This window comes from Roseomonas populi (genome assembly GCF_024594815.1).
GTDB classification, from domain to species: Bacteria; Pseudomonadota; Alphaproteobacteria; order Acetobacterales; family Acetobacteraceae; genus Roseomonas; species Roseomonas populi.
On the sequence record NZ_JANJOU010000002.1, the window covers coordinates 1 to 13,049 of the forward strand.

Annotated in this window: 11 protein-coding genes; 1 reads left to right on the forward strand and 10 read right to left on the reverse strand. The window is 72.2% G+C overall.

Translation table 11 applies throughout. The features are described 5' to 3' along the window. The coding region (locus NRP21_RS03010) for a zinc-binding dehydrogenase (RefSeq protein WP_257714697.1) at nt 1-531 on the forward strand (531 nt) is incomplete at its 5' end. Between the two features lie 9 nt (nt 532-540). On the opposite strand, the gene NRP21_RS03015 is transcribed toward NRP21_RS03010, so the two are convergent. The 10 genes from NRP21_RS03015 to NRP21_RS03060 all read right to left on the reverse strand — a co-directional run bounded on the left by NRP21_RS03015 (nt 541) and on the right by NRP21_RS03060 (nt 12,998). Continuing rightward, nucleotides 541-957 carry an OsmC family protein gene (locus tag NRP21_RS03015; protein ID WP_257714698.1) on the reverse strand — a complete coding sequence of 139 codons (417 nt, stop codon included), beginning with the start codon at nt 955-957 and terminating at the stop codon, nt 541-543. A gap of 151 nt (nt 958-1,108) precedes the next feature. Continuing rightward, the gene (rpmG, locus tag NRP21_RS03020; RefSeq protein WP_073134866.1) at nt 1,109-1,276 is read right to left on the reverse strand and encodes a 50S ribosomal protein L33; all 168 of its coding nucleotides are present in this window, start codon (nt 1,274-1,276) and stop codon (nt 1,109-1,111) included. Between the two features lie 105 nt (nt 1,277-1,381). Then, complete coding sequence (locus NRP21_RS03025) at nt 1,382-1,813, reverse strand: BLUF domain-containing protein (RefSeq protein WP_257714699.1); 432 nt, start codon at nt 1,811-1,813, stop codon at nt 1,382-1,384. Then, nucleotides 1,810-3,174 carry a putative bifunctional diguanylate cyclase/phosphodiesterase gene (locus NRP21_RS03030; RefSeq protein WP_257714700.1) on the reverse strand — a complete coding sequence of 455 codons (1,365 nt, stop codon included), beginning with the start codon at nt 3,172-3,174 and terminating at the stop codon, nt 1,810-1,812. The genes NRP21_RS03025 and NRP21_RS03030 overlap by 4 nt, the downstream gene beginning before the upstream one ends. A 171-nt stretch (nt 3,175-3,345) precedes the next feature. Next, nucleotides 3,346-4,662, reverse strand: coding sequence for a S41 family peptidase (locus NRP21_RS03035; protein ID WP_257714701.1), 1,317 nt, complete (start codon nt 4,660-4,662; stop codon nt 3,346-3,348). Between the two features lie 158 nt (nt 4,663-4,820). Continuing rightward, complete coding sequence (gene rnr, locus NRP21_RS03040) at nt 4,821-7,094, reverse strand: ribonuclease R (RefSeq protein WP_408639595.1); 2,274 nt, start codon at nt 7,092-7,094, stop codon at nt 4,821-4,823. 112 nt (nt 7,095-7,206) lie between these two features. Further along, nucleotides 7,207-9,975, reverse strand: a complete 2,769-nt coding sequence (gene topA / locus NRP21_RS03045) for a type I DNA topoisomerase (RefSeq protein WP_257714703.1) — start codon at nt 9,973-9,975, stop codon at nt 7,207-7,209. Continuing rightward, nucleotides 9,972-11,102: a DNA-processing protein DprA gene (gene dprA, locus NRP21_RS03050; protein WP_257715094.1), complete on the reverse strand. Its 1,131-nt coding sequence runs from the start codon at nt 11,100-11,102 to the stop codon at nt 9,972-9,974. Before dprA ends, topA begins: the two co-directional genes overlap by 4 nt. A gap of 13 nt (nt 11,103-11,115) precedes the next feature. Then, the gene (gene plsY / locus NRP21_RS03055) at nt 11,116-11,727 is read right to left on the reverse strand and encodes a glycerol-3-phosphate 1-O-acyltransferase PlsY (RefSeq protein ID WP_257714704.1); all 612 of its coding nucleotides are present in this window, start codon (nt 11,725-11,727) and stop codon (nt 11,116-11,118) included. Next, nucleotides 11,724-12,998, reverse strand: coding sequence for a dihydroorotase (locus tag NRP21_RS03060; protein WP_257714705.1), 1,275 nt, complete (start codon nt 12,996-12,998; stop codon nt 11,724-11,726). Before NRP21_RS03060 ends, plsY begins: the two co-directional genes overlap by 4 nt. Nucleotides 12,999-13,049 lie beyond the last annotated feature (51 nt).

A 13,049-nucleotide genomic window follows, 5' to 3' on the forward strand; every position in this document is an offset into this window, starting at 1 on the left:
GTGCTGGTGGGCGCCGGCGGGCTGGGGCTGAACGCCATCCACATGCTGCGCGCGCTGGGGCACCGGCGCATCGTCTCGGTCGATGTCTCGGCCGGGAAGCTGGACGCCGCGAGGGCGGCCGGGGCGACGGAGACGGTGCTGGGCTCGGCGGACGGCGCCGAGACGACGAGGGCGATCGTTGCCGCCTGCGGCGGGCCGGCCATGGCGGTGATCGACCTCGTGAACGGCAGTGCGACCGCCCGCTTCGCCTTCGACGCGCTGGGCAAGGGCGGCAAGCTGATCCAGGTCGGGCTGTTCGGCGGCGAGGTGACGGTGCCGCTACCGATCATGGCCATCCGCGCCCTGACGCTCCAGGGCTCCTATGTCGGCTCGCTGGCCGACCTGCGGGCGGTGATGGGGCTGGCCCAGACAGGCAGGCTGGCGGCGCTGCCCGTCACCACGGCACCCATGCCGGAAGCGAACGCCGTGCTGGAGCGCCTGCGCGACGGCAAGGTCACCGGGCGCGTGGTGCTCAAGGCCGAGGCAGCGTGAGGGGCGCGGTCAGCCCCCTATGCGGCGGCTGACCGAGACCGGCAGCCCGCGGGTGAGGGAATTGGCGACGGTGGAGCCCTCCTTCGCCCGGCGGAGCACGGCGGCCAGGTCGGCCGCCGGGTCCTCGGCCTCGATGGAGACCTGGAGGCTGGCCGAGGTGGCGAGGAGGGGGGTGCCCTCGAACTCCACTTCTACCTCGACCGAGACGGAAGCGAGGGCGACGCCCATCTCATGGGCGACATAGCGCAGGTCGTTGCAGAAGCAGCCGCCTATCGCGAGGCCGAGGAGCTGGCCGCCGTTGAAGCCCAGCCCCAGTCCGCCCGCCACACCCGCGGGGCGGTCCACGATGACGCTGTGGTGCCCGGACCAGCCGAGCGCGGCCTCGGTGCCGGAAATGCTGCGCAGGGTGACGATGGTGGTGGCCATGACCGCCTCTGCCCGGGGAGGCAGCCAGACTGGACCCTCGGCGGCGTCCGCGTCCAGATTCAGGCCATGCACGCGCGAAAACGCCCGCGGGACAGAGGCGTCCCCGGGCGTCGCGGATCGAATCAGCCGGCCGTGGGCGCGGCCGCGGAGATTACTTGATCTTGGCCTCGCGGAAGACGACGTGCTTGCGGGCGACGGGGTCGTACTTCTTCTTCTCCATCTTGCCGGTCGCGTTCCGGGTGTTCTTCTTCGTCACGTAGAAGTAGCCGGTGTCGGCGGAGGAGACGAGGCGGATCTGAATGGTGTTGGACTTGGCCATGACTCGATTCCAAAGGGACGGGTGCCGGCCAGGGCCGGGTCGTAGAGGCCGCGCAAACTAGCGTCCGATGCCGCTACGTCAAGCTTTTTGGCCGGAAGCGGGGCCTCAGGCGGTGCCCTGGCGCAGCAGAACGCCGCGGAGAAGGTCCAGGATCCGCCCCGAGGCGATCTCGGCCGCGCCGGGGAGGGCGAGCTGGTGGTAGCGCGTGGAGCTCTCCGCCGCGCCTCCGGCATAGGCCATGGACCAGCCGCCGAACTCGCGCGGGGCGGGCTCGAAGGCCAGCACCACCGTGTCGCTGTGGCGAGGGTCGAGCTGGATGCGCTCGAACACCTCATGGATGGCCTCCGACCCGCCCTCCAGGACCTGCGCGAAGCAGCTCTCGTTGAAGAGCAGGGCCCCGGTGATGCCGTCCCGCGTGTTGTTGCGGCGGGAAGCCTCGAGGATGCGGTCCACCTCCTCCTCCCGCTCCGCCGGGGTGCCGCGGAGCGCGTTCCTGCTGACGTAGATGAGCCGGTAGCTCGGCTGATCGCTCGTCATGGGCTGCTCTCCTCCATGTCGGAAGCGTTCACGTAGCGCCCGATGATCCCGGGCACGTCCGAAGCGGGGACCGGCCGGCTGAGGTGGTAACCCTGGGCTTCCGTGCAGCCATCCTCCCGCAGGCGGCGCAACTGGTCGGCCGTTTCCACCCCTTCCGCCGTAACCCCCATTCCCAGGCTGGTGCCGAGGGCCGCGACGGCGCGGACCACCACGGCATCATCGGCGAAGGAGCGGTCGATCTTCACCCGGTCGAAAGGGAAGCTGCGGAGCTGTGTCAGCGACGAGTAGCCGGTCCCGAAATCGTCCAGCGCGATCCTCACGCCCAGGGCCTTCAGGGCGGTGAGTTGCCTGAGCACCTCGGCGCCGTCGCGGAGAAGCGCGGTCTCGGTGATCTCAAGTTCCAGGCGGTGGCCGGGCAGGCCGGAGGCGGCGAGGGCGGCCGTGACCGTCGGCACCAGCGTACCCGTGTAGAACTGCGACGGCGCGACATTCACCGCCACGCCCAGCCCCCCAGGCCAGCGCGCCGCTTCCTCGCAGGCGGCGCGCAGAACCCATTCGCCGATACGGGCGATCAGGCCGACTTCCTCGGCCAGGGGGATGAAAAGGTCGGGCGGCACGAGGCCGCGCACGGGGTGGCGCCAGCGGATCAGCGCCTCGAAGCCGCTTAGCCGGTTTTTGAGGAGGTGGAGCTTGGGCTGGTAGAAGACTTCGAACTGGCCGAGCGCCAGGGCGGCGCGCAGGTCGAACTCCAACGCCCTTCGGGCCTGCGCAGCCTCGTGCAGGGCGGGCTCGAAGAACACGAAGCGGCCGCGCCCGTCCACCTTCGCCTTGTCGAGCGCGAGGTCGGCGTGCCGCATGGCCTCGTCCGGGCCCGTTTCCGGCGCGGCGAAGGCGATGCCGATGCTGGCGCCGATGTTCACGACGCTGCCGTCGATCATGTAGGGGCGGCCGATCAGCTCCACGAGCCGGGCGGCGATTCCGTCCGCGACGCGCTCGTCCACCGGCTTGTCCAGGAGAACGCCGAACTCGTCCGCACCGAGGCGGGCCGGCATGTCGGTCTCGCGCAGGGCGGAGCGGAGGCGGCCGGCGACCTTGCGCAGAAGGGTGTCGCCGGCAGGGTGGCCCAGGCTGTCGTTCACCGTTTTGAATCGGTCCAGGTCGATCAGCAGCACCGCGATGCGGCGCTCTGGTGCGTCCTGGCCTGCTGTGCCGGAGCTGGCGAGCATGTCGCGGAGACGGATGTAGAACTCGCGGCGGTCGGCGAGCTTCGTCAGATCGTCGCCCTGCCAGAGCGGGATGTCACGGGCGGAGGACTGCTCGCCGGGGTTGCGGGCCGGTGCTCCGGTGTCAGGACCGTCCATGCTCATCCATCTCTCGGCCGGAATCGTAACGTGGCGCCGTCTCACATCGTTCCTACCTCAGGGTGCGTAAACTTCGAAGAAACAACTTATGATTGTGTGAAATTGGGAGAGTTTGTTGCCGGGATCTCGCGGCACTGATCGCCGGCTCCGGGCTGGGGACGGGCCCGCACTTCAGCGCGCCAGCGCCGCCTCGTAGAGTTCTGGCTTCTCCAGCACCGCGCGGGCGGCGGCGTAGTCGGCCTCCCGGCCTTCGGCGGGCGGGCAGGCGCCGCGCAGGGCCGCGATCTCGCTGCCGGGCACGGGCGCGCGGGCGGCCCGGGCCCGGGCGAGCGGGACGGTCATGGGGCTGTCCGCCGTGCCGAGGGTGGCGATGTTGCGCGCCGTGGCATCCGCGCCGTTGCTGGTGCAGAGCGCGGGGAGGACCCCGAGCATCTGCAGGGGCCAGCCGCGCGGGGCGAGGATGCGCGACCAGGAGAGGGCTAGCTGCGCGCCGCCGGGCAGGGGGACGAGGACCTGGATCAGCCCCTTGCCCATGGTGGCGCTGCCAACCACCACGCCCCGACCGAGATCGCCGATGGCGGCCGCGACCACTTCGGCCGCGGAGGCGGTGCGGCCGTCCACCAGCACGATGAGGCGCCGACCTGCGGCGAGGTCCGGCCCCGACGTATCGAACTGCCGGCGGGAATCGATGTGGCGGCCATCCGTGAAGGCGATGGTGCCCGTTGGGATGAAGGCGTCCGCCACCCGGATGGCCTGCTGCAGCAGGCCGCCGCGGTTGCCGCGAAGATCGAGCACGATGCCCAGGGGCGCGGCGGAGGGCGGGGTCTCCGCTAGGGCGCGGTCCAGCTGCTCCGGCGTGGTTGCGGAGAAGAGGGGCAGGGTGAGCCAGAGGATGCCGTCCCGCACCTGGGCGGTGACGGAGAGCTGCGGCGCGGCGGCGCGGGTCAGGAGGACGTCCACCCGCCGGCGACCCCGGCGGACGGAGAGGAGGACGCTGCTGCCGGGCGGGCCCTCCAGCACGGCATGAGCCTCGTCCATGTCCTCTGCGTCTAGGGCAATCCCGTCCGCGGCCGTCACGCGGTCCCCGCGGCGGAGGCCGGCGCGGTCGGCCGCGCTGCCGGGGACGATGGCGCCGATGGTCACCTCGCCCCGGCGGCCGGGCGCGAGGGTCAGGCCGAGATCGGATGCGCCCAGGTGGCGCTCCCGGCCGCGCTGGGCCTCGGGCGGGGTCAGGTAGCGGCTATAGGGGTCCAGGTGGTTGAAGACCTCCTCGAACCCGGCCTGGAGCATCGCCTGGCGCCCGGCGCGGCGCAGGGCCGGCGATTGCCGTTCCGCCTCCGCGAAGAGGGCGGCGACGGAGTCGGCCGCCGCCTGGGGCGTGGTGCCGGCCGGGCGCCGGGCCAGGGCGGTATCCGAGAGGCCGAGGGTGAGGTCGGGCCCCCGGCGGACGGCCGATATGTAGGGGTCGATCGCCTCCAGCCCACGCAAGGTCCACAGGCTGACATCGCCGGGATCGGTGGGCTCCAGGTGGCGCTCCGCGATGGCCGTGTAGGCCGCCCGGAGGGTGGCGGCGAAGTCCTGCGCCCGGGCGCCGCCGGGCGCCAGGAGCAGGAATGCGGCCAGGAGCGGGGCGGCGAGGCGGTGGATCAGCGCGGGCGCTTGCCCTTGCCCGGGCGCGCGGCCCCGGGCTTCGGCTTGCGGTCCGTGATCTTCTGGCGGCCGCGGGGCGGGGCGGGCTGGTGGGGCGGGGGGCGCGGCGCCCCGGCGCGCGGATCGCCCTGGAGGAGCTGGAAGGTGAGGCTGCCCGTGCGCGGAACGGCCTCCGACAGCCGGACCTCGACCTCCTGGCCCAGGCTGAAGCTCAATCCCGTGCGGCGGCCGATCAGGCGCATCGCCGCGTCCTCGTGGAACCATTGGTCGTCCGGCAGGGCGTTCATCGGGATGATCCCGCTGGCGCCGTTCTCCTCCAGTGTCACGAAGAGGCCAAAGCGTGTCACCCCCGAAACGCGTGCCGGGAAATGCGCGCCGACGCGGTCTGCCATGTAGGCGGCGAGGTAGCGGTCCACCGCGTCGCGCTCGGCCAGGGCGGCGCGTCGCTCGGTCTTCGTGATGTGCTCGCCCGTGTCCGGCATGGAGGCCGCCTCGTCCTCCGTCAGCCCGTCCTCGCCCAGCTTCAGGCCGCGAATCAGGGCGCGGTGGACCAGGAGGTCCGCGTAGCGGCGGATCGGGCTGGTGAAATGGGCGTAGCGGGGCAGGGCCAGGCCGAAATGGCCGATGTTCTCCGGATTATACTCCGCCTGGGACTGGCCGCGCAGGATCGTCTCGCTGATCAGGCGGGACTCCGGCATCTCGCCGGTCTTCTCCAGAATGCGGGCGAAGTCGCCGGGGCGGACCCTGTCCGATGGCGGCAGGTTGAAGCCGAAGCCGGAGAGGAAGCCCCGCAGCGTCTCCATCTTCTCGTCCGAGGGGCGGTCGTGGATCCGGTACATGCAGGGCTGGTGCAAGCGCTCCAGCTCCTCGGCGGCGCAGACATTGGCGGCGACCATGAACTCCTCGATCAGCCGATGGCTGTCGAGGCGCGCGCGGGGGGCGATGCTGGCCACCTTGCCGTCGGGGCCGAGGATCACGCGGCGCTCGGCAATGTCCAGGTCCAGCGTGCCGCGGCGGGTGCGGGCGGCGAGCAGGGCCGCGAAGGCGCCGTAGAGGCGGGCGACGTGGCCGGGCTCCAACTCCAGGTCCTCTCCCGCGTCGCGGGCGGCCTGCACCGTCTCGTAGGTCAGGCGGGCGGCGCTGCGCATCAGGCCACGGCCGAAGCGGTGGCCGGTCTTCTCCCCTTCGCCGTCGAAACGCATCTCGACGTAGAGGCAGCCGCGGTCCTCGCCGGGCTTCAGGCTGCACCAGCCATTCGAGAGAGCTTCCGGCAGCATCGGCACGACGCGGTCGGGGAAGTACACGCTGTTGCCGCGGTGCCAGGCCTCGCGGTCCAGCGGCGCCTTTGGCCGGACGTAGTGGGCCACGTCGGCAATGGCGACGAGGATGCGCCAGCCTTCTCCGTCCGGCTCCGCGAAGACGGCGTCGTCGAAGTCGCGCGCGTCCTCGCCGTCGATGGTGACGAGTGGGATGTCGCGCAGGTCGTCGCGGCTGCCCAGCGGAACGGCCTGGGCCCGCTCGGCGGCCTGGACCACCTCCTCCGGGAACTCCTCGGGGATGCGGTGGGCGGCGATGACGAGGCGGGAGACCGCCTTCGGGTCGTCCATGCGCCCCAGCCGCTCCACGATGCGGGCGGGCTTCGGGCCGAAGAGGCGTTCGCGAGTGCCGCCGGGGATCGGCTCGGCCTGGACCAGCTCGCCATCCTCTGCGCCGTTCTCCTCACCGGGCGGGATGATCCAGTTGGCGCGGGAGCGACGATCGACCGGCTCCACCATGCCCGCGCTGAACACGCCGAGCACGCGGGAGGCCTCGCCGGTGCCGATGCGCTTGAAGGTGCGGCCCTCGTACTTGTTGGGGCCGATCCTGGTGATGCGGGCCAGCACGCGATCCCCGGGCGCAAGGGCGGGCTGCCCGGCGCGCTCCGGGCGCATGTAGACGACCGGCTTCTCCGATCCTTCCCAGGTGATGGGGCGGGCCATGGGATCGCCGTCCGCGTCCGTGCCGAATACCTCCAGCGCGGCCATGTCCGGCAGGTTGGCGGAATGGCGGATCGTGCGGCGGCCGACCGGGGCGATGCTGCCCTCCTCCTTGAGTTCAGCCATCAGAACGCGCAGCGCGGGCCGTTGGTCGGTGGAGAGGCCGAAGTGGCGGGCGATTTCCGTCTTGCCGACGCGGCCGGTGGCATTCCGGATGAAGGTGCGCAGCTCCTCCCGGCTGGGGATGGGGTTCGGCTCCCCCTCCGCCGCGCGGGGCCGGGGCGCTGCCCCGATTCGGGGCAGGCGCTTGTTGCGGAACACCACCCGGGCGCCCGCCGGTGCATCCGGCGCCGAGGGGCCGGGGCCGCCGCGGCGCGGTTTGCGGGGCGGGCGCTTGGTGGCCAAATCAGACGGACCGCTTGGCGCGCGCCGCGGGCTTCGCCGCCTTTGCCGGGGTAGCCTTCGCGGTCGAGGCCTTCGCGGTCGTAGCCTTGGCGGCCGGCTTCTTCGCCGCCGCCGCCTTCGGCTTCGCGGCAGCCTTGGCGCGGGCCGGGGCTTTCGGCGCGGCCTCGGCATCCGCCGCCACGGGCTTCTTCGCCTTCGCGCTGGCTGTCTTTCGGTTGCCGGCGCCCTTCTTCGGCGCCAGGACCTTGCCCTTCTCGGCCAGCAGGGCGACGGCTTGGTCGAGGGTGAAGCTCTCCATCTCCGTCCCGCGCGGCAGGGAGGCGACGGTCTGGCCGTGCTGGGCGAAGGGGCCGAAGCGGCCGCGCTTCACCTCCACCGGGGCGCCATCCTTCGGATGGGCGCCGAGGGCGATTCCGCGCGGCTTGGCGTTGGCCAGCAGCTCCATGGCCCGGTTCATGCCGATGGAGAGCACGTCGTCGCCGGGCTGCAGGCTCTGCGAGAGGGCGCCCATCTTCAGGTAAGGGCCGAAGCGGCCGAGATTGGCCGTGATCTCCTCGCCCGTCTCGGGATGCGCGCCCACGATGCGCGGCATGTTCAGCAGCGCGATCGCCCGCTCCAGCGTCAGCGTGTCCGGATCCATGCCGCGGGGCAGGGAGGCGCGGCGGGGCTTGGTGGGCTTGCCCTTCTCGTCCACCCCCGGCTCGCCGAGCTGGACGTAGAGGCCATAGGGGCCGCGGCGGAGGGAGACCTCCTGCTGCGTCGTGGGATCGGTGCCAAGGCCGCGGTCGCTGCCCTCGCCCTCGGCCGCATCGCCCTCCGCGCCCGGCACGGCCAGGGGGCGGGTGTAGCGGCATTCCGGGTAGTTGGAGCAGCCGATGAAGGCGCCGGTCCGGCCCAGACGCAGGCCGAGGCGGCCGCCGGTGCGGCCTTCCTGCTGGCAGCGCGGGCAGCCGCGGGGGTCCGCACCGTCGCCGCGCTGCGGGAAGAAGTGGGGGCCGAGGTCCTCGTCCAGTTCGTCGATGACGTCGCTGATCTTGAGGTCCTTGGTGGCGTCCACGGCGGTCCGGAATTGGTCCCAGAACTCGTGCATCACCTGGCGCCATTCGGCCCGGCCGCCGGAGATGTCGTCGAGCTTCTCCTCCAGCGCGGCGGTGAAGCCGGTGTCCACGTAGCGCTCGAAGAAGGAGACGAGGAAGGCGGTGACGAGGCGCCCGCGATCCTCCGGCACGAAGCGCCGCTGCTCCAGCCGCACGTAGTCGCGGTCCTGCAGCGTCTGCAGGATCGAGGCGTAGGTGGAGGGGCGGCCGATGCCGAGCTCCTCCATCTTTTTCACCAGCGAGGCCTCGGTGTAGCGGGGCGGGGGCTGGGTGAAGTGCTGGCTCGCCGCCACGTCGCCGCGCTTGGGCTGCTCGCCCTCCTGCAGCGGGGGAAGGGTGCGGTTCTCGTCGTCCGCCGCCAGCTTCGCGTCGTCGATGTCCTCGCGGTAGAGCTTGAGGTAGCCGTCGAAGGCGATGACCTGGCCGGTGGCGCGCAGCCGGGCCTTGCCTGCCGCGTCGTCGATGTCCACCGCGGTCTGGTCCATCTCGGCGGATTGCATCTGGCTGGCGACGGCGCGCTTCCAGACGAGGTCGTAAAGGCGGCGCTGCTCGGGGTTGAGGTAGCGGGCCACCTCCTGCGGGGTGCGGCCCACATCGGTCGGGCGCACGGCCTCGTGCGCCTCCTGGGCGTTCTTCGCCTTGGATGAGTACTCGCGCGGGGCGGCGGGCAGGTAGTTGTCGCCGAACTCGTCCTTCACGTGGTCGCGGATGGCCGAGATGGCCTCGCGCGACATCTGCACGCCGTCGGTCCGCATGTAGGTGATGAGGCCGACGGTCTCGCCGCCGATGTCCACGCCCTCGTAGAGCTGCTGGGCCAGGCGCATCGTGGCCTGGGCGCCGAAGCCGAGCTTGCGGGAGGATTCCTGCTGGAGTGTGGAGGTGGTGAAGGGCGGCGGCGGGTTGCGGCGGACGCGCTTCTTCTCCACCGCGGAGACGGTGTAGCTGCCGCCCTCGACCAGGGCCTTGGCGCGGTGCGCCGAAGCCTCGTCCGCCAGGTCGAACTGGTCGAGCTTCTTGCCTTCGAGGTGGGTCAGGCGGGCGGTGAAGGGGGCACCCGCCGGGGTGCGGAAGGCCGCCTCGATCGTCCAGTATTCCCGCGGCTTGAAGACCTCGATCTCCGCCTCGCGGTCCGTGATCAGGCGCAGCGCGACGGACTGGACGCGGCCGGCGGAGCGGGAGCCGGGGAGCTTGCGCCAGAGGACGGGCGAGAGGGTGAAGCCCACCAGGTAGTCCAGCGCGCGGCGGGCCAGGTAGGCGTCGATCAGCGGGACGTCCAGCTCGCGCGGGTTCTCGATGGCGTGCTGGATGGCGCGCTTCGTGATCTCGTTGAAGGTGATCCGGTGGACTTCCACGCCCTTCAGGGCGCGCTTGTCCTCCAGCATCTGGCGCACGTGCCAGGAGATGGCCTCGCCCTCACGGTCCGGGTCGGTAGCGAGGTAGAGGCGCTTGGAGTGGCCGGCCTTCAGGGCCTGGGCGATCTCCCGCACCTGCTTCTCGCCCCGGTCCTCGGAGGACCAGTCCATGGCGAAATCCTCCTCCGGCCGGACGGAGCCGTCCTTGGCCGGGAGGTCGCGCACGTGCCCGAAGCTGGCCAGGACGTGGTAGTCGCTGCCCAGGTATTTGTTGATGGTCTTCGCCTTTGCGGGCGATTCGACGACGACGACATCCGTCATGTGGGGGTAGAAAACCCTCCGAATTCCTCTTCGCGCCGGATGCCGGAGCGCACGACGCGATTTCCGGGCAGCGCCTCGATCAGCCCTTCCAGCTCCAGTTCCAGGAGCACGGCGCGGGCCTCAGGCGGGGACAGGTGGCAGCGGCGGAGCACCTCGTCAACCGCAACGGGTGTCGGGCCGATGAGGGAGAGGAGGCCGGAATCGCTGGATTCCTCGCGCGTATCGCGGGCGGGTGCGGGCATTTGCGCGTGGGCGCGCGAGGGGTGGCGGCGGGAGGAACTATGAAAAACAGGGGCCGCCTCCGCGCTGGCGGGCAGGGTTTCCAGCACGTCCGCAGCCCCCTCGCAGAAATGGGCGCCGTTGCGGATCAGGTCGTTGGATCCGCGGCAGCGGGGGTCGAGCGGGGAGCCGGGGACGGCGTAGATCTCCCGCCCGGCCTCGGCCCCCAGGCGCGCGGTGATGAGGGTGCCGGAGCGGGGGGCGGCCTCCACCACCACGACGCCGAGGGCTAGGCCGGCGACGATCCGGTTCCGGCGGGGGAAATGCTGCGCCACCGGCGCCGTGCCGAGGGGGAACTCGGCCAGGAGCAGCCCTTCCGCGGCGATGCGGTGCTGGAGGGCGGCATTCTCGGGCGGATAAGCCACATCCAGGCCGCCGGGGACCACACCGATGGTGCGGCCGTGGCGGAGGGCGCCGGCATGGGCGGCGGTGTCGATACCCCGGGCGAGGCCGGAGATGACGGCGACGCCGGCCGCCGCCAGGGCCTCCGCCATCTCCTCCGCGATGCGGCGGCCGCCGGCGGAAGCGTTGCGGGCGCCGACGATGGCGACCGGCCGGGAGGTGAGGAGGGAGAGGTCGCCCAGGGCGGCGAGGACGGGGGGCGGGTCCGCGATGGCGGCCAGAAGCGGCGGGTAGGCGGGGGTGCCGAGGTGAAGCCAGGCGCCTCCCATGGAGAGGAGGGCGTCGTGCTCGCGCTCGGCGGCGCCCGGATCGCCGGCGCGGCCGGCCAGGGCGCGCAGGGCCCGGGCGGCGCTGCCATGCTCCGCCATGAGGCGGCGGAAGGTCTGAGGGCCGACCCCGTCCGAGCGCACCAGCCGGAGGCGGGCGAGGGACTCGGCCGGCGGGATCACTTGAGCACCTTTACTTCCCCTGGCCGATCCGGGGCTCGGTGCCAGCGATCAGGCGGGCGATATTGGCGTGGTGGCGCAGGACGACATAGGCGACGATCAGGGCGACCGGCCAGAAAAGTGGCCAGCCCCCCCAGAGGAAGGCCACGAGCGCCGCAACCGCCATGCCGGTGAGGGCGGAGGCGGAGGAAATCTTCACCAGCTTTGCCATGGCGAGCCAGGTGAGGGCCGCCGCGACGAAGACGGGCCAGGCGAGGCCGAGGAAAACGCCCAGCGCCGTCGCCACCCCCTTGCCCCCCCGGAATCCGAGCCAGACGGGGTGGCAGTGGCCGAGGACGGCGCCGATGGCTGCGATACCGGCGAGGTCCGGGCCGATGAGGAAGGCGACGAGCCAGACGGCAACGGCGCCCTTCAGGAAATCCAGCGCCAGCGTCGCCGCGGCGATCTTCTTGTTGCCGGTGCGGAGGACGTTCGTGGCGCCGATGTTGCCGGAGCCGATGGCGCGGATGTCGCCCAGCCCGGCGGCGCGGGTTAGGACCAGGCCGAAGGGGATGGAGCCGAGCAGGTAGCCGATGGCGGCGGCGAGCAGGACCGTGCCGGTGTCCCCACCGAGGTATGGGCTCATCCGAACACCCTCCGGCCGGCCTTCCAGGTGCCGATCACCTTCCCCTCCAGCGCGCGGCCGTCGAAGGGGGAGTTCTGCGCCTTGCCCGGCAGCTTCCCGGCCTCGACCTTCCAGCCCCGGTCCGGGGAGAAGAGGACAAGGTCCGCCGGGGCGCCGGGGGCGAGGCGGCCGGCCTCCAGGCCCAGCAGCTTCGCAGGGGCGGCGGTGAGGAGCTCCAGCGCGCGCAGCAGCGTCAGGTCGCCGCCGTGGTAGCGCGCCAGGGTAACGCCGAGCAGGGTGGCGAGGCCGGCGCCGCCTGCCTCCGCCTGGGCGAAGGGCACGCGCTTGTCGTCCGCGTCGCGCGGCTGGTGGTCAGAGGCAACGGCGTCGATCGTGCCGTCGCGCAGGGCCTCGATCACGGCCAGCCGGTCTTCCTCCCGCCGCAGGGGCGGGGAGAGCTTGGCATAGGTGCGGAAGTCGCCGATCGCCGTCTCGTTCAGGTCGAAATAGGGGGGCGCGGTGTCGCAGGTGACGCGCAGGCCCTCGGCCTTGGCGGCGCGGATCAGGTCCAGCGCGGCGCCGGTGGAGACATGAGCGAAGTGGACGTGGCCCCTCGTCAGCCGGGCCAGGGCGATGTCGCGGGCCACCATCATCGCCTCCGCGGCGGCGGGGGCGGAGGGGAGGCCCATGCGGGTCGCCATCTCGCCCTCGGTCGCGCTCGCGTTGCGGGCGAGGCTCGGCTCCTCCGGGTGCTGCACGATGAAGGTGCCGAAGGCGCGGGCGTAGGAGAGGGCGAGGCGCATGGTGCGCGCATCGGCGATGGCGTGGGTGCCGTCGGTGAAGGCGATCGCGCCGGCTTCCCGCAGCAGGCCGAACTCCGTCATCTCCTTCCCCGCGCAGCCGCGCGTGGCGGCGCCGTAGGGCAGGATGGAAAGGCTGCCCGTCATCTCGCCGCGGCGGAGGATGAATTGCAGGGGCGCGGGATCGTCCAGCGCCGGCTCGCTGTCCGGCAGGGCGCAGAGGGTAGTGATTCCGCCCGCCGCCGCCGCTTCGGCCGCGCTCTCGATCGTCTCGCGGTGCTCGTGGCCGGGCTCGCCGAGGGTGGCGCGCAGGTCGATCAGGCCGGGAGCGAGGACGTGGCCGCCAGCATCGACGACCTCGGCGCCCTCAGGTCCCGCGAGAATCGGGCCCTGATCCGCGATCAGCCCCCCCCGGACCAGGAGCCCGCCCATGGTGTCCAGTCCGCTCGCCGGGTCGAGGAGGCGGGCATTGGTGATCAGGAGGTCGCGCATCGGCCGTGCTTATAGGGGGTGAGCCCGGTCCCTTCCATGGGACGCGGCGTG